Source organism: Mesorhizobium tianshanense (assembly GCF_007830515.1).
Lineage (GTDB): Bacteria > Pseudomonadota > Alphaproteobacteria > Rhizobiales > Rhizobiaceae > Mesorhizobium > Mesorhizobium tianshanense.
Genome location: NZ_VLKT01000093.1, coordinates 1 through 17,562 on the forward strand (window position 1 = coordinate 1; position 17,562 = coordinate 17,562).

Below are 17,562 nucleotides of genomic sequence, written 5' to 3' on the forward strand. Positions count from 1 at the left end.
AGGCCGCCGCATGATGGGGTCAGTAGAGCGAGGCGTCTCAATCTGTTGAATGACCTTGAGAGAGTTCGTCCCAGGATCGTGCCTGCTAACGAGATCGCCTTGCCCATCGTCCCCACGGGAACGATCCGGATCACGCCCTTTCGGGTGGAATCAACTCCTCCTTCGTTGGTCTGTTGTCCCTATTTCATGCCGATACGGGGCCGGGTGCCTTGCCGAAGCGGAATTCTGTCCCGTCGCTCCACATGCGATGCAGAATGACAGCGAGCTTGCGGGCAACAGCAACTCGGGCTCGGGCCATACCGCGCCGCTTGGCGAAGTTTTCCTTCGCTGATCCGGACAAGATCGACCGGCTGTCGAACCAGTTTCCGGTCTAGAACGGCGCACCCCGGCTGACATATCCGATGATCGTTGTCGATGAGTTGGTGCGCGGTACGACTATGTTTGTGTCGGCGCGGTCGTCTGATCCTGTATCGGGCGAAGGACCCGAAAGGTGGCGCACAGCCGAATCAACGCCAAGAGCGAGACTTTGAAGACCGACGGCCGAGCGGTGCCGCGCGAAGGCGGCGACTGGCAGGTGTCAAACGTGCGGTGCCGTGCCAATCGGCAGCTTTGCCCATTCCAAGATTGCGGGTCCCTGATATATTACTCTGACCATCTCGTTCGCAGGATTCGTTTTGCGCATATGCAGCCGGCAACTCGAGCGAGAGCGTAAGCAAGCCTTCCTTCCCGCCGACGCGCCGAACCTCGGAGGTGTTATGCTAGTACTGGTTGTCGGCCTCGTGATCTTCTTCGGAATCCATTCTGTTCGGATCGCCGCCGGCAGCTTTCGTGATGAGCAAATCGCCACAAACGAGCGGCGCTGGAAGGGACTTTATTCGCTCCTATCGATCATCGGCTTCGTGCTGATCGTCTGGGGCTGGAGTCTTTATCGGCCCAATGCGCCTGAGATCTACGAGCCGCCCTATTGGGGCCGCCATGTCGCGTCGGTGTTGGTGCTCGCCGCATTCGTCATTCTGGCAGCCGCTTACTTGCCCGCGGGTTCAATCAAGCATCGGCTGAAGCACCCGATGCTGGTGGGCATCATCCTTTGGGCCATCGGCCACCTCCTGGCCAATGGCGACCTTGCCTCGCTCCTAGTCTTCGGAGCGTTTCTGGTTTACGCGATTGTCGATTTCATTGCCGTCATTCCACGCGGCGATCCGGCACCCGCGGTCGTGCGACCGCGTAGCGACCTGATTGCTGTGGGCATCGGCTTGGTGGCTTTCGCATTGTTCGGGCTCTGGCTGCACGGCTGGCTATTCGGAGTCTCGCCCTTCGCTTGAACGTCCGCAGCGACGGCGCGCCTTCGAGGATGTCCTGGGGAATCCCACCAGTTGCCGCGGATCGAGCGCCTCGCAGACGCCACAGGGAAACAATGCTTGACATAAGGTCGGCACATCAGAATTTTGATCCATAGACGGCTCCAGCCAGCAACATTGCGGTAATTCGGCTCGGATCGCGCGTTGCTTTGCCAACCGCGCGCGACGCTGCAAACACGAGCGGTACGGGATACAATTACTGGAGCGAATGCGTCCCCGGGATGGCTCAGATGTCCTCCGTCGCTTCTCTCGCCGAGGTGGGTCCGCCCGCTGCTGGGGCAGCTACGGAATTAGAACGCTCGCGGTAGGGTTTGTCCCGAGCGTGGGCAAGAAACCGCGTCTCATGGTCTCTTCCGAGCCGAAGCCACAGCGCGTTGAGGCCTGTCCGACGCATATGCCCTGCTCCAGCAACCGGCGGGCGGTCTGGATCCGTAACTCCTCAATGGCGCGCGCAGGCGTCCGGCCCGCTGTTGAGTGTGATCTATGATTACTGCCCGAACGTAGATAAAGCGCTGCAAATCAAGCTGACACCTGAGCGTATCGAAAGCAGCATGAAGCGCAGCGATGATTGCCGAGCCATCGCAGAGCTTGAAAGGCTTCGCGAGACTTGCGGCGACGAGGGGAGGCCCGGTCGAAGGCCGCCGGAATCAGCAAATCGTGTCTTTGCCAATTACTTATGGTCAAAGTCATATGGGATCAGGAGTGCACTGAGTTTGGGCGCCGATCGATGATGGCGCTGACCATGCGAGCCGTCACCGGTGCCAACGTTAGGCCGCGATGCGGCGATCGCCGCAGCGTTCTTTTTACGCATTTTGTGGCAGCGACTGCCAGGCAAAGCGCAAGAGCCAGGGCATCAGCGCCAGCAGGGCCGAACGACGGATCGACAGCGGGCTGTAGCGTTTTCAGTCGGACGGCCGGGCATCGGCCAGCCTCCGCGAAACAAGATGATAGTGGCGACCTTCGTACATCGACATGATGGCCTCATGCGCGGACTTTGCCAGTTCCCTCTCCGGCGAGGCCATCGCTTCTTCGATCGCTTCGATTGAGGGGTAGTCGATTTCCAGGACCAGAAAGATCTCGGGCGCGTCTGCGTCGCGCCGAACGGGCCTGTACAAGCGAACATTCTGCGCGCGCGGCAGTCTTTGCCAGATCGGCAGCAGGCGCTCCTCGACTGCCGAAAAGAACGCATCTTCCTGTCCTTCCAGGATCTTTCCTTCGAACAAAGCGGTCCTGGTAAACATCGGCTGGTTCATTCCCTGCCCGAGGGCCCGTGGACAAGGCGAGGCGGAAGCGTAGGCCGTCGCCTGCCGAATGACGGGCGGATTGCCCACCCGCCATCGTCGCGCATGCGGAAATGCCTGCTCGCAGGCAGCCAATCATTTCACCGCCTGGACCGCCTTGACCAGTTCGTCGCCATTGGCCGCCACGTAGCTGTCCCAGGTCGGTTTAGCCGCTTCTTGGAACGCAGCCTTGTCGACGTCGCGATTGATCTCCAGTCCGGCGGCAGCGAGTTCGCCCAGGATGCTCTCCTGCTTCTCGATGCTGAGCTTACGCTGCATGGCGGTCGCCTCGGCCGCCACCTCCATGACCACCTTCTGCTGCTCGGACGTGAGCGCGTTGAACTTGTCTAAATTCATAGCCAGCGCCAGGGCCGAATAGGCGTGTTCGGTCAGCGACAGATATTTCTGCACCTCATAGAACTTGAACGAGTAGGTGATGTTGACCGGATGCTCCTGCGCATCGACAACGCCGGTTTCCAGCGCGGTGTAGAGTTCGGCTACGGGGAGCTGCTGCGGATTGGCCTTCAGCATTGCAAAGAGCTCGTTGAGCGCCACCGAATTGTTGGTGCGCATCCGCAGCCCTGCGACATCTGCTGGCGTCTTGATGGGATGCGTGTTGTTGGTCACATTGCGATAGCCGTTTTCGGGATAGGCAAGGCCTTTCATGCCGAACTGCTCGAACTCGGCCAGGCCCTGTCGGCCGATCTCGCCATCGAGCACCTTGTAGGCATGCTCGCGGCTTTGAAACATGAAGGGAAGCTCCAGGCCACCCAGCCTCGGCATCATCCCGGTGAAATTGTTGAGGCCGGACATCACGATGTCGACCACGCCCGAGCGCGCACCGCTGATCATCTGCTGGTCGTTGCCAAGCTGGCCCTGCGGGAAAATCTTCACCGTGACTTCGCCGCCAGTACGCTTGGCCACTTCGTCGGCGAAGAAAACGGCCAGGTTCTGCTGCAGATCCGTATCCGGCGCAGCATGGGCGAATTTCAGTTCGACGCCGGCAATGGCTGCCGAAATGCTTCCTGCGAGCATCGCCAGCGCGGCTATTCCTGTTCTAATTCTATGCATATTCGCGACTCCTCCTTGGTTACAATGGTCGAACTATCCGGTGAACCATCTCATCGGCACAATGATGAGATCCGGGAATAGGATGAAGAGGGCAAGCAGCGCCATGTAGACGCCGATGAAGGGCGCGACGCCGCGTATCGCCGTTTCGAAACGCACCTTGCCGACGCCGCACACGACGTTGAGCACCGTCCCGACAGGCGGGGTGATCAGGCCGATCGACGTGTTGATAACGAACATCAGACCGAAATAGACGGGATCGATTCCGGCGAGCTTGACCACTGGCATCAGCAGCGGCACAAGAATCAGGATCGTCGGAGTAAGGTCCATCACCATGCCGACGAGCAGGACCAGCACCATGATGGCGAGCATCAGCAGTCGCGGGCTGTCGATCAGCGGCTCAAGTAAGGTTGCGACCTGCTGCGGCAGCTGCGCGACGGTGATAAGCCACGATGCCACCATAGCGCAGCCGACGAGGAACATGACCATTGCGGTGGCGCGCGCCGAACGCACCAGGATTTTGTAAAAGGCCGGCAGCGAGAGTTCCCGATAGATCAGCGCCGACACGGCGATGGCATAGACGGCCGCGACGACTGCAGCCTCCGTCGGGGTGAATATTCCGGTCTTTATGCCGCCAATGATGATGACCGGAAGCAGCAACGCCCAAGCGCCATCGCGCAACGCGACGAGTCGGTCCTCGGCCGAAGCCTTCTGGGGCGTTTCGATCGCTTCGCCGCGGACGATGAACCACCAGGTCGCAACGAGCGCGGCTCCCATCATGAGGCCCGGTGCAATGCCGCCGAGAAATAGCTTCGAGATCGAGATGTTGCCCGCAACACCGATGATGATGAGCGGCAGCGATGGCGGGATAACAGGGGCGATGATGCCGCCCGAAGCCAGCAGCCCGACCGAATACTTTTCGGGATAGTGCGCGTTCCTCATCATCGGAAGCAGAATGGCGACAAGCGCGGCAGCGTCGGCCACGGCCGAACCCGACAGGCCGGCCAGGACCACCGCTGTTATAATCGCGACGTAGCCGAGTCCACCCTTGCGGTGACCAACCAGCGACATGGCCAGTCGGACGATTCGCCGCGAAAGGCCCCCGACCGACATTGTTTCGCCCGCGACGAGGAAGAAGGGAATCGCGATCAGCGCGAAATTATCAACGCCGTTGACCAGTGACTGCGCCAGAATATCCGAGCTGAACAGGTCCATATGGACCATGAGGGCGATGGCACTCAACAGCAGCGCGAACGCCACGGGCACGCCGAGCAGGATCGCCCCGATCAGCACGAACAGGAAGAGGAAGAGCGTCATGCCGGGTCATTCCCGGCAGAGGCGCCGCCCGCGGGCGGGCGCCGACGGAATACTCTTACCAACGCCACCGCCGCCATCAGTAAGCCGCCGACCGCTCCGGCGAGATAGACCGCGCCGACGGGAATGCCGCTCATCGGCTGCGGATTGGCCCAGTTAGCCATCGCCTGCCGGTAACTGCCCAGCGCAAGCATTGCGCAGCACAGCACGATCACCACCGAGATCAGACGCGGGACTATCCGTTCGAGTCCGGCCGGCAGCGCCTCAAGCATGGTCGTAAGCTGCAGGTGATCGTCGTTGCGCAAGCAGGCAACAGCGCCCAGCATGACGATCCAGACGAAGAGGAAGCGGGACAGTTCGACCGAGCCCAGGATGCCGCTGGCGAAGCCGTAGCGAAGCACGACATTGGCGAAGACGATAACGATCATGGCAAGCATCGACAGCGCCATGACGGCATCCATCAGCCTGAAACCGCTATCAACAAAGCGACGCAAACGCTCCATTCGCGCTATCTCCTCCCATCGGACAGCCATCAGCCGTCGGAACGTTATGTTATCGATAACATCGAGTCAACGGTGAATCGACTTTCGACGACTGTGTAGCTGTCTCTGCGCCTGAAGCACGGTCTCTCCAACGAAACCGATCGATGGAAACCATGCAGGCTAGCTGGGGCGTCATGGTTTTCGAGTGGAGCGGTGGCGGCCGGAACCTTCCGGCCTGACGCGGCCATTCATCCGGCAGGGCGCTAAGTCGTCTGGCGCGCAATGATCTTTGGGGTGATCCTCGTCACCATACGGACATCGGTGGATTCAGGATTGGAAAGCAAGCTCAATACGGTATCGGCCGCATGCGTGCCGATCGCCTTTGCGCTCGCATCGATCGTCGTGATCGCCGGAACGGCATGCTCAGCGAGGTCGTAAGCTCCGAACCCGCCAATAGCGATGTCTTCGGGAACCCGGATGCCCTTTCGCTGGCATTCGGTCAGCGCACCAAAGGCCGAGAGGTCGGAAACGCACATCACGGCCTGCGTGTCGGGCCAGCGCGCGATCATCTCGCGCATGGATGCCGCGCCTTCGCGCATGGTGATGGGCGGCGGCCCGGAGGCAATCAACCGGCTCGAATCCAGTCCTCGGGCCTTGACTGCTTCGAGAAAGCCGCGCCGACGGTCGAGGCCGCGCGTGTCGCGGGAGGTGTCGCCGCCTATGAATCCTAGCCTTGTGTAGCCGCGCTCGACGAAATGATCGACCATCAGCTTCGCCGCTTCGGCATTCGAGAATCCGACCACATGGCCGATTGGCTTCGCCGGCAAATCCCAGGTTTCCACCACCGGGACGCCTGAATGTTCGAGCAGCTTTCGGCATCGGTCGGTATGGGTTCCGCCCGTCACCACGATCGCTTCGGGGCGGCGGCGTAGAAACTGCTCGATGAGCCGTTCCTCCTCGTCGACGCTGTAGTCCGTATAGCCGAGGAGAATTTCGAGGCCGCTGCCACGCAGCCGCTGGGACATGCCCCGCAGGGTATCGGCGAAGTTGGCGTTGTTGATGGAGGGGATCGTCACCGCCACGAACCCAGTCTTGCGCGACGAGAGGTTGGCGGCAGTGCTGTCGAGGACATAGCCCAACTCGTCCGCCGCCTTAAGGATTCTCTCTCGGGTCTCCTTGCCTACCGAGGCATCGCGTTTGAAGGCGCGCGAAACCGTCATGGACGATACGTTCGCCAGTCGCGCAACATCCAACATCGTGGGGGTCTTGTTGTTGCCTGCCATGACTGCCCGACGTTATCGATATCAGAAATCTAGGCACAACCCGGGCAAATGTCTACTGCACGTGCGGCGCCTTACGGAGGAAGCTCTGATCATGCATCCGACCCATCAGATAACGAAGCTTTTGGCCGCCGTCACATGATGATGGATGCGGCCGTCGAAGAACAGCGCCACCAGTTCGCCCGTCTTGTCCCGAGACTTGAAGCGGGCCTCACAGCCCATCGCGCGCTCGAGAGCGGCCCGATCGGGATAAGTGATCGCCAGGATCAGCGGAAACTCTGGTGCGCCATCGTCGCGCTCCTCGCTGAACATCACCCGGACCTCCTGTGCCCCGTCGAATGTTGTCCAAAGCGGAACGAGTTCGTCGTTGACAAAAGCACGAAACGCTTCTGTTTGCCCGTCCTTCACAGAACCCTCGAACAGCGCGTAGCGTGTAATCATGCAGCATCTCCTTTTGCTGGACCTTCAAAAAATTTCATCAGCGCGGCATTATCGGCGCCGCCGAGACCGGCCGAGGTCAGCAGGCGATGGATTTCGGCGCAGAGCGAGGTCAGGGGCATGGCGGTGCCGGTGTGGCGAGCGAGATCCTGCACGCCCTCGAGATCCTTTACCATGTTGTCGATTCGGCCCGTGGGCGAGAAATCCTTGCGCGCCATCTTGCCCATGAATTCTTGCAGGATGGCGCTGTCGGCGCGACCGCCCTTCAGCGCCCCGGGGATAGCGGCTGCGTCCACGCCGGCATCGAGCGCAAGCTGCGTCGCTTCCGCAACGGCCATGAAGTTCAGCGCGCACAAGACCTGGTTGATGAGTTTGGTGGTCTGGCCGGCGCCGCTCGGTCCCATATAGGTGAAATTGGCGCATAGATGCCGCATCACCGCGCGGGCCTCCTCGAAATCGTTTCGCTCGCCGCCGGCCATTACGGCGAGCTGGCCGATCAGCGCCTTTGGCGCACCGCCGGAGAGCGGGCAATCCAACCAGCGCAGCCCCTTTGCAGCGGCCTCCACGGCGAGAGACCGCGTCGAATCCGGATCGATCGACGACATATCGATAATCACCGTCCCAGGCGCAGCTCCCGCAGCGACCCCCTCTGTCCCGAAAATGGCGGCGCGCACTATCTTCGCCGAGTTCAGGCTGGTGATCACGAAGGCGGCACCAGCCGCGGCCGCGGCTGCCGACTGCGCGGGTTTCGCACCCTTCGCGGCGAGCGCTGCCAGCTTCTCCTTGTCGAGGTCGAATGCGTGGAGTTCATTTCCTGTCTCCAGCAGCCGGGTCCCGATTGCGCTGCCCATCACGCCAGCGCCGATCAATGCTACCCTGTTGGTCATGAGCCGTTCTCTCCCGTTTGCGAGGCGATCCGCGCTACGATTTCGTCGGTCGATGCGTCGATCTCGATAGACACCGCATCCTCATCCGCGGCGGGTGGTTCCAGCGCCGCGAACTGACTTTCAAGCAGGCTCAAGGGCATGAAATGCCCGGAGCGCGCAGCCATGCGTCGTTCGATGAGTTCGCGGCTTCCGGCCAGATGAATGAACAGCACAGGCTCCCCGGCTGCTTCGCGGATCACGTCGCGATAGACCCGCCGTAACGCTGAGCAGCCGCAAACAACGATACCCTTCTGGGCTGCAATCTCGGCTCCGATCCGCCGCAGCCACGGCCAGCGGTCCGCATCCGTCAAGGGCTCGCCACGGCTCATCTTGGCGATGTTTTCCCGCGGATGAAAATTGTCGCCGTCGAAGTAGATGCCATCGAGCCTGGGCGCGAGCGCTTCGCCGACGGTGGACTTGCCGCATCCGGCCACGCCCATCACCACGAACAGCCGAGGTCGCTCAGAGCGATGCAGTGATGCCGCCGTCGACATATAAAATGTGTCCATTGACGAAGCTCGATGCTGCCGAGGAGAGGAAGATGCAGGCGCCGACGAGTTCATCGACTTTTCCCCACCGTCCCGCAGGGGTCCGCTTTTGCAGCCAATCGCTGAAGGCCGGATCGTCGACGAGCGCCGCGTTGAGCGGCGTGTCGAAATAGCCGGGCGCGATCGCGTTGATCTGGAGTCCGTATTTTGCCCAGTCCGTGGCCATGCCCTTGGTGAGGTTGCCGACCGCGCCCTTGGTCGCCGTATAGGGAGCGATCGACGGGCGCGCCAGCGCGGTCTGCACCGAGGCGATGTTGATGATCTTGCCCGCACCGCGCCGGATCATGTGGCGCGCCACAGCCTGGCCGACATTGAAGACGCTTGAGATGTTCGTTCGAAGGAGTTTCTCGAACGCCTCGGACTCAAACTCCTCCAGCGGCGCGCGATGCTGCATGCCGGCATTGTTGATCAGGATATCGATCGGGCCGATCTTCGCCTCGAACTTGTCAACCGCCTCACGCGCCGCGCCGTGGTCGGTGACATCAAATACAAGTTGGTGGACGACCGCGCCGCCGGACGCGAGCGACGCCGCGGCGGCTTCAAGCTTGCGCGCTTCCCTGCCGTTGAGGATGACGGCCGCCCCGGCGTCGCAAAGGCCGCGCGCTAAGGCCAGTCCGATACCCTGCGAGGAACCGGTGACGAGCGCGGTCTTCGCGTCCAGGTCAAACAGCGGGTTCGTAGCTGGCACGATTGGGTCTCCCTCTTTTCTCCTCGACACTGCTCGCATTGTCTGTATATGTTATCGATAACACATACAAGTCGTTGGACGGAGCATTCTTCAAAATGAGCAAAGTGGCAATCCTGCAGGTCGGACCCTACCCGGCATGGGACGAAGGCCCGCTGGGCGAAAAATTCACCCTGCATCGCTATTTCGAGGCTAGCGACACGGCGGCGTTTCTGAAAGCCCATGGCTCTGACATCAGGGGGATCGCCACGCGCGGCGAACTCGGGGCGAATAAGGCGATGATCGAAGCGCTGCCGAAACTCGAAATCATTTCTGTCTACGGCGTCGGCTTCGACGCGGTCGATCTCGCCACGGCCCGCGAGCGCGGCATCCGGGTCACCAACACGCCGGACGTGCTAACCAAGGACGTCGCCGATCTTGGCGTGGCGATGATGCTCGCACAGGCGCGCGGCATGACTGGCGCTGAGACCTGGGTGCGCGGCGGCGACTGGGCTTCGCGCGGGCTCTATCCGCTGAAGAGTCGGGTTCACGAAAAACGGGCTGGCGTTCTCGGCCTAGGGCGGATCGGCTTCGAGGTGGCGAAGCGGCTCGCCGGCTTCGATATGGACATCGCCTACAGCGACGTGGAACCCAAGACCTACGCTCCTGACTGGACATTCATCGCTGATCCGGTGACGCTCGCACAGCATTCCGATTTCCTTTTCGTGACGCTCGCCGCGTCAGCGGCGACGCGTCACATCGTCGGCAAGCAGGTCATCGACGCCCTGGGGCCCGACGGAATGCTGATCAACATTTCGCGCGCTTCCAATATCGATGAGCAGGCGCTGCTCGACGCGCTCGAGAATGGCAGGCTCGGCTCAGCCGCGCTGGACGTGTTTGAAGGAGAGCCGAAAATCAATCCGCGCTTCCTGGAACTCGACAATGTCCTGCTGCAGCCGCATCACGCCTCAGGAACCGTAGAAACGCGCAAGGCGATGGGAAAGCTCGTCTATGACAACCTCGTGGCCCATTTCGAAGGCCGCGATCTGCTGACGCCCGTTTTGTGAGGCCCCCGATGAAAGCCGTCGTCATCCACCAGGCCAAGGATCTGCGCATCGAGGATCGCGAGGTCGAGGAACCCGGCCGCAGCCAAGTCCAGATCAGGCTGGCAACGGGCGGCGTCTGCGGCTCCGACCTGCACTACTACAATCATGGAGGCTTCGGCGCGGTGCGGCTCAAGCAGCCGATGATCCTCGGTCATGAGGTTTCGGGACGTATCACGAAGTTGGGAGAGAGTGTGCAGGGCCTGTCGGTCGGCGATCTCGTCGCCGTTTCGCCGTCGCGTCCTTGCCGCTCGTGCCGCTTCTGCAGCGAGGGCCGGCACAATCAGTGTCTGCACATGCGCTTCTACGGATCTGCAATGCCGTACCCGCACATACAGGGCGCGTTCCGTGAAGTACTGGTGGCTGACGCACTACAATGCATCCCCGCAGGCGGGCTGAGTGCTGGCGAGGCGGCGATGGCGGAGCCGCTTTCCGTGACGCTGCATGCGACACGGCGGGCCGGCGAAATGCTCGGCAAGCGCGTTCTGGTGACCGGCTGCGGGCCCATCGGGGCGCTGTCCATTCTCGCTGCGCGGCGCGCGGGCGCGGCGGAAATCGTGGCGACAGATCTGGCGCAATTCCCGCTCGATCTCGCACGCAGGATCGGCGCCGACCGCACGCTCAATATGAAGGACGAGCCGGATGGACTCGCCAACTATACCGGCGACAAAGGCTATTTCGACGTGTTCTACGAGTGTTCGGGAGCTCAGCAGGCGCTGGTCGCCGGCATTGGCGCTCTGCGTCCATGCGGGATCATCGTCCAGCTCGGGCTGGGCGGCGACATGACGCTGCCGATGATGCAGATCACGGCGAAAGAATTGGAACTGCGCGGCTCTTTCCGTTTTCACGAGGAATTCCCGGTCGCAGTGCGGCTGATGCAGTCCGGCCTGATCGACGTCAAGCCGCTGATCACGCATACACTGCCGCTCGCCCGCGCCGAAGAGGCCTTCCAGATCGCAAGCGATCGCAGCCAGGCGATGAAAGCTCAGATCGCCTTCGACGCGGCGGGTTGATGCCGGCGGTACCTCCCTCACGGCATTGCTTTGGGGACATCGCCGGGCACCCTTGCTCAGATCCCGGGAGCAGCGCTGGCGGGTTGAAACTCCGGTCGGGCTACGCCCTGCCTGCGTTCCAACCCGCCAGCATTCTCATCTTGATTTGATTTCGGTAACGCTCGCAGCTTCATTGTCGCGCCGACTCCGGGCTCCACAATCAATCCGCTGTGCTGCGCAACTGGAACTGGCTGACGCCGATGGCGATGGCGATGTTGACGCCGCTCTACCAAATCGATTTAGCGGCACGTCAACCGGCGTATGTCCTAGATACTTGTTGCCAGCTTCCGCAGATATGGTTAATATATTAGCAATAGGAAATGTTTTCCCGCTTGCGGTCGTACTGGAGCACGACAATGAGTGCTGCCGATTTGCGCAGGCCAAGTATTGCGGCGGTTCCATGCGCCGCAAAAGGCCCTTCACCCGGCAGAGTCTTGGGAGGCCCGGCGGCTTAAACCGCTGCTGGCGGCCTCATAACTTCCGCATCTCCCACAGCTTAATCGATCGAGCCGGATCGAGGGCTTTCTTGCGCCCTCATGCTGCCGACCAGTGCCAGAGATGGCCTGCGCAGCACACTCTAGCTCTGGCAAATTCGGAGGAGAACATGTTTGTTGGATATAGCGGTTTAAAGATGGCCGCGGCTGCGGCTTTCATGGGTGGGACACTGTTGCTTGGAACAGGCGGAGCGCTGGCGCAGAACCTCTGTCCCGGTGTGTCGGCGACGCAGTGCACAGACTTCTGCGGCGCCGCTGGCGTGGCCTCTTGTACAAAGACAGGGTCGGTTCCGGACTGCGTATGCAATGAGACCACGAAGGATGTGAATGGCAATGCGTTCGGCACGGCAACGGAGGATACGGCTGAAGGCAAGGGCAACATCGGCAACAAGACCGAGACGGACTGCGATGGTAATCAAGGCCAATGCAAGCAGTAATATCCAGAAACATACAATATTCATCTATACGACGGGCTTCTGATAGTCTTGTCATATAGGTGGCGTAAATTCTATATGCCAAGAACAGATCAAAGTCGGAAGGGATTACCTTTCCCTTCCGACTTGGAGGTGGTCAAAACATGATGCGCAGCATTCTGTTCGTTACGGCATTCCTCGGCGCGGCCGTGACGCCCGGGAGTTCGACGGGACCGACGCCATCGGCGACTTCCGGCCAGGTTTTGTCGGCCTTCAATCACCTCTCAGCTCTCCTCAAGCCGTCCTCCATCAGGCCCGATACCCCCGCCTATCGCTCGCAAGCCGTGGAGCGCGGCGATATCGTTACAACGGTGCAGGCGGCTGGCACGCTGAACGCATTGGTTATGGTGGAAGTCGGTTCTCAGCTCTCGGGTCGGGTGAAGGAACTATATGTCGACTTCAACTCCAAGGTCACCAAAGGCCAGGTCATAGCCCGGGTTGAGCCGGAGATTTACGAAGCGAGAGTGGCGCAAACCCTTGCCGAACGGGAGATGGCCCAAACGCAGGTTTCCGTACAGCGGGCGCAGATCGAGCGGGCCAGGGCAGAGATGGAGACCGCCGAGGCCAGATATGATTCTGCCGCGGCGCAGACTGCACGCGCCGAAATCGCGCTCGATGGTGCGGCGCAGGAAGTGAACCGCAAACGTTCCCTTGCCAAGCAGAAGATCATCGCGCTGGGTGAATGGGAACGGGAGAACACCGCGCACAATTCTGCCAAGGCGCAGGCGACTGCCGCCCAGGCGGAAGAACTGTCGCAATCGGCGGCCGTTCGAGCCGCCAGGGCGACACTCAACATGGCCGAAGCGGAGCTCGCCAACACACTTGCCCAGGTGAAGCAGAAGGAAGCGGTGCTTCAGCAGGCCCAAATCGATCTTGACCGCACCTATGTACGCGCGCCGGTCACCGGCACAGTGGTCAATCGCGCCGTCAGTGGCGGTCAGACCCTGGCGGCCAGCCTGCAGACACCGATCCTGTTCACCATAGCTCAGGACCTGACTGAGATGCAGGTGGAGGCTTCGGTGGTGGAAGCCGATATTAGCCGTTTTGCGCTTGGGCAGCCGGTTACCTTCACCGCCGATGCCTATCCCGACCGAATTTTCACCGGCACCGTGAAGCAGATACGCAAGGCGCCGCAGGTCGTTCAAAACGTCGTCACATACATAGTGGTGGTCGGTACGGAAAATTCCGATGAGTTGCTGTTGCCCGGCATGACCGCCAATCTGAGCGTGGTAGTGGCTAAGCGACAGGGCGTCTTGAAAGTGCCTAATGCGGCCCTGCGTTTTCGGCCGCCGAGTGATACCGGGGACGAGGCGCGCTCAACCGCGCCGGCCATTGCCGAAACGGGCGTAGAGGCAGGGAGCCCGGGCGAGGCGTTTGTATTTGGGCCAGACGGCGAGCCGAAGCTGATTTCGCTCCGGCTTGGAATCACCGACGGTCGTGCAACAGAGGTGCTGGCAGGCGACCTGACCGAGGGGCAGCAGGTCATTACAGGGCTTGCCACTGCTCCGCGTCGGGACGATGACGCGTCTTCCGTCCTGGTCAAGTTCCGGTTGCGGTGAGGCATCCATGGCCCTGATCGAAGTCGACCGGCTGCGCCATTGCTACCGTGTCGGCGGTGGGCTGGTGTGGGCGCTCGAAGGGGTGAGCCTGACGATTAAACGAGGCGAATTCGTCGCGGTGATCGGACCTTCTGGGTCAGGCAAGTCCACCTTCATGAACATTCTGGGCTGCCTCGACAGTCCCAGCGAGGGCCGCTATCGGCTGAACGGGGTTTACGTCGGCGGACTCCATCACGATGAGCTCGCTGCAATCCGCAATCGCAACATCGGTTTCGTGTTTCAGTCGTTCAATCTGCTGCCGCGGGCCAGCGCACTGGAAAATGTGGAACTGCCGCTTGTCTACCGCCGCATGTGGGCTGGAGAGCGGCGGCGCGCAGCCCTGGCGATGCTGGCCAGGGTAGGGCTCGCCGATCGGGCTAGACATACTCCTGCCGAACTCTCGGGCGGACAACAGCAGCGCGTTGCCATTGCCCGCGCTCTGGTGACGGAGCCTTTGCTTCTGCTCGCCGATGAACCCACTGGTGCGCTCGACAGCCAGACAGGGCTGGAGATCATGGCAATTTTCCGCCGCCTCAATGGAGAGGGCCTGACCATTGTGCTGGTCACCCATGAGGCGGAGATAGCTGCCCATGCCGATCGCATTGTGGCCTTTCGAGACGGTCGCGTTGTGTCCGACACCCCTGTCGTCCAACAGGCCCGATCTTTGGGTAACGCTCGCCATCTATCGCTGGCTTACAACAATGTCCGGTAGCACAAGAACGGCCCTGCGATCATTGCGCTCCCATCATCTGCGCAGCGCGCTCACCATGTTGGGTATCATCATCGGAGTCGCCGCCGTCGTGGTGATGATCGCGATCGGAGTTGGTGCGCGCGAACGCATCGCAGCCCAGATCCGCAGCCTCGGCGCCAACCTCATCAGCATCAGTCCGGGCAGTGCGAAGATGGGCAGCGTCCGGCTTGGGGCCGGTGGCGCGCCGCGGCTGAGTGAAGAGGACGCGGCGGCGATCGGAATGGAAATCCCCGGCGTCGTGGTGGCGGCGCCACTCCTGCACGCCCGCGAGCAGTTCACGATCGGCTCCACCAATTGGCAAGGCGTGCTTCGCGGCGTGACGCCGGAATATTTCTCAGCGCGCGAATGGAGGGTTATCGCGGGGCAGGAGATGACCCCGGAGGACAACAAGCGCGTGGCCAACGTCGTGCTCATCGGAACGACGATGCGGGAGAAGTTGTTCGGAAAAGCCGACCCGCTAGGCGCCGCGATCCGCATCCGCGATGTGCCGTTCACGGTGATCGGATTGCTGGAGCGGAAGGGGCAGAGCGTATGGGGCGACGATCAGGACGATATAGCACTTGTGCCGCTGAGGACGGCACGACGTCAGTTCATCGGTACGAGCCGCGCCAATCCGACCTTCGTACACAACATCACCGTCAAGTTCGCCGATTGGGCCTCGGCCGAGGACACGATGGCAGCGATCCGCCAACTCCTGTGGCAGCGCCACCGGTTGCGGACGGGTCAGGAAGACAGCTTCATGGTGAGCAACCTCGCCGAAGCTGCGAATGTCGAGGGTTCGACCACACGCGTGGTGTCGCTGCTGCTTTCGGCGGTGGCCTCAATTTCGCTGGTGGTGGGCGGGATCGGCATCATGAACATCATGCTGGTGACGGTAACGGAGCGGGTCCGCGAGATCGGACTGCGGCTTGCGGTCGGCGCGCGACGGCGAGATATCCTTGCCCAGTTTCTCGTTGAGGCAGTAACGCTGGCCTTGCTCGGAGGTATTCTAGGTGCGGCTATCGGGACTGTTGCTGCAATCGCCGTTGGCTCTCTCGCCCAATGGCCGGTGATCATCGACCTCAGCGCCGTCATGCTGGCTATCGGCTTTGCGGCGGCAGTAGGCGTCTTCTTCGGCTACTATCCCGCCCGCAAGGCCGCAAGGCTACAGCCGATCGAAGCGCTGCGCACAGAATGATCGGCACGGATAGCTGAATCCTCTTCGTCCCCACAAAATCGAGAGCGTTTGGCGCCACAGCGCGATAATCGGTCAATTTCGAAGCCGCAAAGGCACGGTAGCTGCACGGTTCGGAACATTGTGCGGCACCAGGTTGGTGCCGGCAGATCCTGTCACCGTTCGAGGTCATCGCTATCGCGCCCACGCGCTCGCTGCGCCGCGATATCGGTCTCGATAGCCTTCAGCTCGACGGGCGTATCCGGCCGGGTCGCTTCGACGCGTTCGCGCTGCGCGGGCGCCTCGATGGCCCGCGGCTCACGGCCAAGGCGGGAAAAGTCGGATCGGGCAGTGAAGGTGATTTCCGCTTCATCATCGGGCAGTCGCTCCGGGAGGTCAGTGCGATCGACGGCAATGATCCGTTCGTCCGAGACGATGCTGGCGACACGGTCGTCGTGCCCGAGCACCTGGCCGGTCACTTCTTCGCCTGGGCGGGCTGTGCGGACGTTGTGTTCAAACGGTACCTCGCCGCGCGCCTCGAGATCGGAAAATGCGGCGCGAAGGGCTTCGCGGCGGTTCGGGTCTACCGCGTCCTCGAGCACATGTTTCATGGCGGCGCTTGACGGGTCGTTCGTGGTTTCGATCGAAGCCTCGATCATGCGCGGTTTGGTGATGACCGTGAAATCGACCTCGTGCCCGTAGTGACGGCCAAGCTCGGCAATGAACACCTCCTGCGTGCGTCCGTTGCCCTCGCGAAAAGGATGCACATAATTGAGCTCGGCCATGACCTGGCCCGCACGCTCGGCGAACTGCTCTGGCATCGAGCCGCGCAAGACATCGGGATCACGGATAGGCTTCAACGCCTCGTCGAGCCCCATCTCAATGCGCGAGCCGTGCAGGAATGCGGTGCCACCTTTGGAGAGGCCGCTGATCGGCTCCACGCGCTGCCCGTCCACGATCGGGCTTTCATTGCGCGTGTGGCCGGCCCATTCGAAGACGTCCTGAAAGATATGGCTATGGATGGCCTTTAGATGCGCCTTGTCGAACTGGCCGGTCGGGCCGTCGCCTTCGGCAATTTCCGCCATGCGGAAAGCCGTGGCGCGGTATTCTTCGATCCGCAGCTCGGAATGGGTCTCGATGCCGAACCTGTTGCGCAGCACGTCGACACGATCGGGATTATCCGAGGTGTTCGGATAGAAATAGGAACCTTTGGCAGGGCTCTCGGACATCGGCGGGGCTAATCGGGATAGGGGGGAACCTTGCGGTTCCTCCCCTCCCACACCACCCTGCGTACGGGCCCGTACAAGGCGGTTCGGTTGGTTATGCGGCATTGGCAGGGGCGAGGAAAGCGAGGCCGATGCTTGCGAGGAAAGCGTTCGGCAGGGCAATGGCGAGCGCTGGGCTGTTGCTGATGCGCCAGGGACCATGCGCGCTGCCGGCGGTTTGTGCCGCCAGCTCGTGCCCGACGCCCCGGCGACGCAGCTCCGCAAAGCGGGTGCGCCCGCGCTTCCATTGCTTCCATGCAATGGATCGAAGCCTTCGCCTGATCCACTGGTCGAGGCTGCGCAACACCGACGGGG

The 17,562-nt window shown here is 61.6% G+C and carries 18 protein-coding genes and 2 pseudogenes; 7 read left to right on the top strand and 13 right to left on the bottom strand.

What is annotated here, in order from left to right; all coding sequences use genetic code 11:
- Positions 1-184: 184 nt before the first annotated feature.
- A pseudogene (locus IQ26_RS36595) lies at positions 185-313 on the bottom strand (IS110 family RNA-guided transposase); the annotation flags it as partial.
- A 442-nt stretch (positions 314-755) separates the two neighbouring features.
- On the opposite strand from IQ26_RS36595, the gene IQ26_RS36600 reads away from it, so the two are divergent.
- A complete protein-coding gene (locus IQ26_RS36600; RefSeq protein WP_145723235.1) occupies positions 756-1,322 on the top strand; it encodes an NnrU family protein in 567 nt (188 codons plus the stop codon).
- A gap of 318 nt (positions 1,323-1,640) precedes the next feature.
- On the opposite strand, the pseudogene IQ26_RS36605 reads toward IQ26_RS36600, so the two are convergent.
- The 10 genes and pseudogenes from IQ26_RS36605 to IQ26_RS36650 form a co-directional block, all read right to left on the bottom strand.
- A pseudogene (locus IQ26_RS36605) lies at positions 1,641-1,835 on the bottom strand (helix-turn-helix domain-containing protein); the annotation flags it as partial.
- Positions 1,836-2,260: 425 nt separating this feature from the next.
- Positions 2,261-2,599: a hypothetical protein gene (locus tag IQ26_RS36610; protein WP_145723236.1), complete on the bottom strand. Its 339-nt coding sequence runs from the start codon at positions 2,597-2,599 to the stop codon at positions 2,261-2,263.
- A 135-nt stretch (positions 2,600-2,734) separates the two neighbouring features.
- Positions 2,735-3,709: a DctP family TRAP transporter solute-binding subunit gene (locus IQ26_RS36615; RefSeq protein WP_208760294.1), complete on the bottom strand. Its 975-nt coding sequence runs from the start codon at positions 3,707-3,709 to the stop codon at positions 2,735-2,737.
- Positions 3,710-3,742: 33 nt separating this feature from the next.
- A complete protein-coding gene (locus tag IQ26_RS36620) occupies positions 3,743-5,023 on the bottom strand; it encodes a TRAP transporter large permease subunit (protein WP_145723237.1) in 1,281 nt (426 codons plus the stop codon).
- Complete coding sequence (locus tag IQ26_RS36625; protein ID WP_162458181.1) at positions 5,020-5,523, bottom strand: TRAP transporter small permease; 504 nt, start codon at positions 5,521-5,523, stop codon at positions 5,020-5,022. Before IQ26_RS36625 ends, IQ26_RS36620 begins: the two co-directional genes overlap by 4 nt.
- 242 nt (positions 5,524-5,765) lie before the next feature.
- Positions 5,766-6,785: a LacI family DNA-binding transcriptional regulator gene (locus IQ26_RS36630; protein WP_240547428.1), complete on the bottom strand. Its 1,020-nt coding sequence runs from the start codon at positions 6,783-6,785 to the stop codon at positions 5,766-5,768.
- A gap of 105 nt (positions 6,786-6,890) precedes the next feature.
- Positions 6,891-7,223, bottom strand: coding sequence for a hypothetical protein (locus IQ26_RS36635; protein WP_145723240.1), 333 nt, complete (start codon positions 7,221-7,223; stop codon positions 6,891-6,893).
- On the bottom strand, positions 7,220-8,107 hold the full coding sequence (locus IQ26_RS36640) for an NAD(P)-dependent oxidoreductase (RefSeq protein ID WP_145723241.1): 888 nt from the start codon (positions 8,105-8,107) through the stop codon (positions 7,220-7,222). The genes IQ26_RS36635 and IQ26_RS36640 overlap by 4 nt, the downstream gene beginning before the upstream one ends.
- Positions 8,104-8,640 carry a gluconokinase gene (locus tag IQ26_RS36645; RefSeq protein ID WP_145723242.1) on the bottom strand — a complete coding sequence of 179 codons (537 nt, stop codon included), beginning with the start codon at positions 8,638-8,640 and terminating at the stop codon, positions 8,104-8,106. Before IQ26_RS36645 ends, IQ26_RS36640 begins: the two co-directional genes overlap by 4 nt.
- Positions 8,609-9,382, bottom strand: coding sequence for an SDR family oxidoreductase (locus IQ26_RS36650; protein WP_240547429.1), 774 nt, complete (start codon positions 9,380-9,382; stop codon positions 8,609-8,611). The genes IQ26_RS36645 and IQ26_RS36650 overlap by 32 nt, the downstream gene beginning before the upstream one ends.
- A gap of 95 nt (positions 9,383-9,477) precedes the next feature.
- Between IQ26_RS36650 and IQ26_RS36655 the strand changes: the two genes are divergently transcribed.
- From IQ26_RS36655 to IQ26_RS36680, 6 genes are all read left to right on the top strand, one after another.
- A complete protein-coding gene (locus tag IQ26_RS36655; protein WP_145723244.1) occupies positions 9,478-10,425 on the top strand; it encodes a 2-hydroxyacid dehydrogenase in 948 nt (315 codons plus the stop codon).
- A gap of 8 nt (positions 10,426-10,433) precedes the next feature.
- A complete protein-coding gene (locus IQ26_RS36660; protein WP_145723245.1) occupies positions 10,434-11,474 on the top strand; it encodes an L-idonate 5-dehydrogenase in 1,041 nt (346 codons plus the stop codon).
- Positions 11,475-12,117: 643 nt separating this feature from the next.
- The gene (locus IQ26_RS36665) at positions 12,118-12,444 is read left to right on the top strand and encodes a hypothetical protein (RefSeq protein ID WP_145723246.1); all 327 of its coding nucleotides are present in this window, start codon (positions 12,118-12,120) and stop codon (positions 12,442-12,444) included.
- A gap of 239 nt (positions 12,445-12,683) precedes the next feature.
- The gene (locus tag IQ26_RS36670; RefSeq protein WP_162458182.1) at positions 12,684-14,039 is read left to right on the top strand and encodes an efflux RND transporter periplasmic adaptor subunit; all 1,356 of its coding nucleotides are present in this window, start codon (positions 12,684-12,686) and stop codon (positions 14,037-14,039) included.
- 7 nt (positions 14,040-14,046) lie between these two features.
- Positions 14,047-14,790, top strand: coding sequence for an ABC transporter ATP-binding protein (locus tag IQ26_RS36675; protein ID WP_145723248.1), 744 nt, complete (start codon positions 14,047-14,049; stop codon positions 14,788-14,790).
- 55 nt (positions 14,791-14,845) lie between these two features.
- On the top strand, positions 14,846-16,006 hold the full coding sequence (locus IQ26_RS36680) for an ABC transporter permease (RefSeq protein WP_240547430.1): 1,161 nt from the start codon (positions 14,846-14,848) through the stop codon (positions 16,004-16,006).
- Positions 16,007-16,158: 152 nt separating this feature from the next.
- Here the strand turns inward: IQ26_RS36680 and IQ26_RS36685 are convergent, their stop codons facing one another.
- Positions 16,159-17,211 carry a Fic/DOC family protein gene (locus IQ26_RS36685; protein WP_145723250.1) on the bottom strand — a complete coding sequence of 351 codons (1,053 nt, stop codon included), beginning with the start codon at positions 17,209-17,211 and terminating at the stop codon, positions 16,159-16,161.
- 91 nt (positions 17,212-17,302) lie between these two features.
- Positions 17,303-17,562 (bottom strand): group II intron maturase-specific domain-containing protein (locus tag IQ26_RS36690; protein WP_276316465.1); only part of this gene is annotated, 260 nt, incomplete at its 5' end.

Bases quoted from the DNA above. Each gene is read 5' to 3' on its own strand.
- IQ26_RS36600 (WP_145723235.1), top strand. From the start codon at position 756: ATGCTAGTACTGGTTGTCGGCCTCGTGATCTTCTTCGGAATCCATTCT.
- IQ26_RS36610 (WP_145723236.1), bottom strand. From the start codon at position 2,599: ATGTTTACCAGGACCGCTTTGTTCGAAGGAAAGATCCTGGAAGGACAG.
- IQ26_RS36615 (WP_208760294.1), bottom strand. From the start codon at position 3,709: ATGCATAGAATTAGAACAGGAATAGCCGCGCTGGCGATGCTCGCAGGA.
- IQ26_RS36620 (WP_145723237.1), bottom strand. From the start codon at position 5,023: ATGACGCTCTTCCTCTTCCTGTTCGTGCTGATCGGGGCGATCCTGCTC.
- IQ26_RS36625 (WP_162458181.1), bottom strand. From the start codon at position 5,523: ATGGAGCGTTTGCGTCGCTTTGTTGATAGCGGTTTCAGGCTGATGGAT.
- IQ26_RS36630 (WP_240547428.1), bottom strand. From the start codon at position 6,785: ATGGCAGGCAACAACAAGACCCCCACGATGTTGGATGTTGCGCGACTG.
- IQ26_RS36635 (WP_145723240.1), bottom strand. From the start codon at position 7,223: ATGATTACACGCTACGCGCTGTTCGAGGGTTCTGTGAAGGACGGGCAA.
- IQ26_RS36640 (WP_145723241.1), bottom strand. From the start codon at position 8,107: ATGACCAACAGGGTAGCATTGATCGGCGCTGGCGTGATGGGCAGCGCA.
- IQ26_RS36645 (WP_145723242.1), bottom strand. From the start codon at position 8,640: ATGTCGACGGCGGCATCACTGCATCGCTCTGAGCGACCTCGGCTGTTC.
- IQ26_RS36655 (WP_145723244.1), top strand. From the start codon at position 9,478: ATGAGCAAAGTGGCAATCCTGCAGGTCGGACCCTACCCGGCATGGGAC.
- IQ26_RS36660 (WP_145723245.1), top strand. From the start codon at position 10,434: ATGAAAGCCGTCGTCATCCACCAGGCCAAGGATCTGCGCATCGAGGAT.
- IQ26_RS36665 (WP_145723246.1), top strand. From the start codon at position 12,118: ATGTTTGTTGGATATAGCGGTTTAAAGATGGCCGCGGCTGCGGCTTTC.
- IQ26_RS36675 (WP_145723248.1), top strand. From the start codon at position 14,047: ATGGCCCTGATCGAAGTCGACCGGCTGCGCCATTGCTACCGTGTCGGC.
- IQ26_RS36680 (WP_240547430.1), top strand. From the start codon at position 14,846: ATGTTGGGTATCATCATCGGAGTCGCCGCCGTCGTGGTGATGATCGCG.
- IQ26_RS36685 (WP_145723250.1), bottom strand. From the start codon at position 17,211: ATGTCCGAGAGCCCTGCCAAAGGTTCCTATTTCTATCCGAACACCTCG.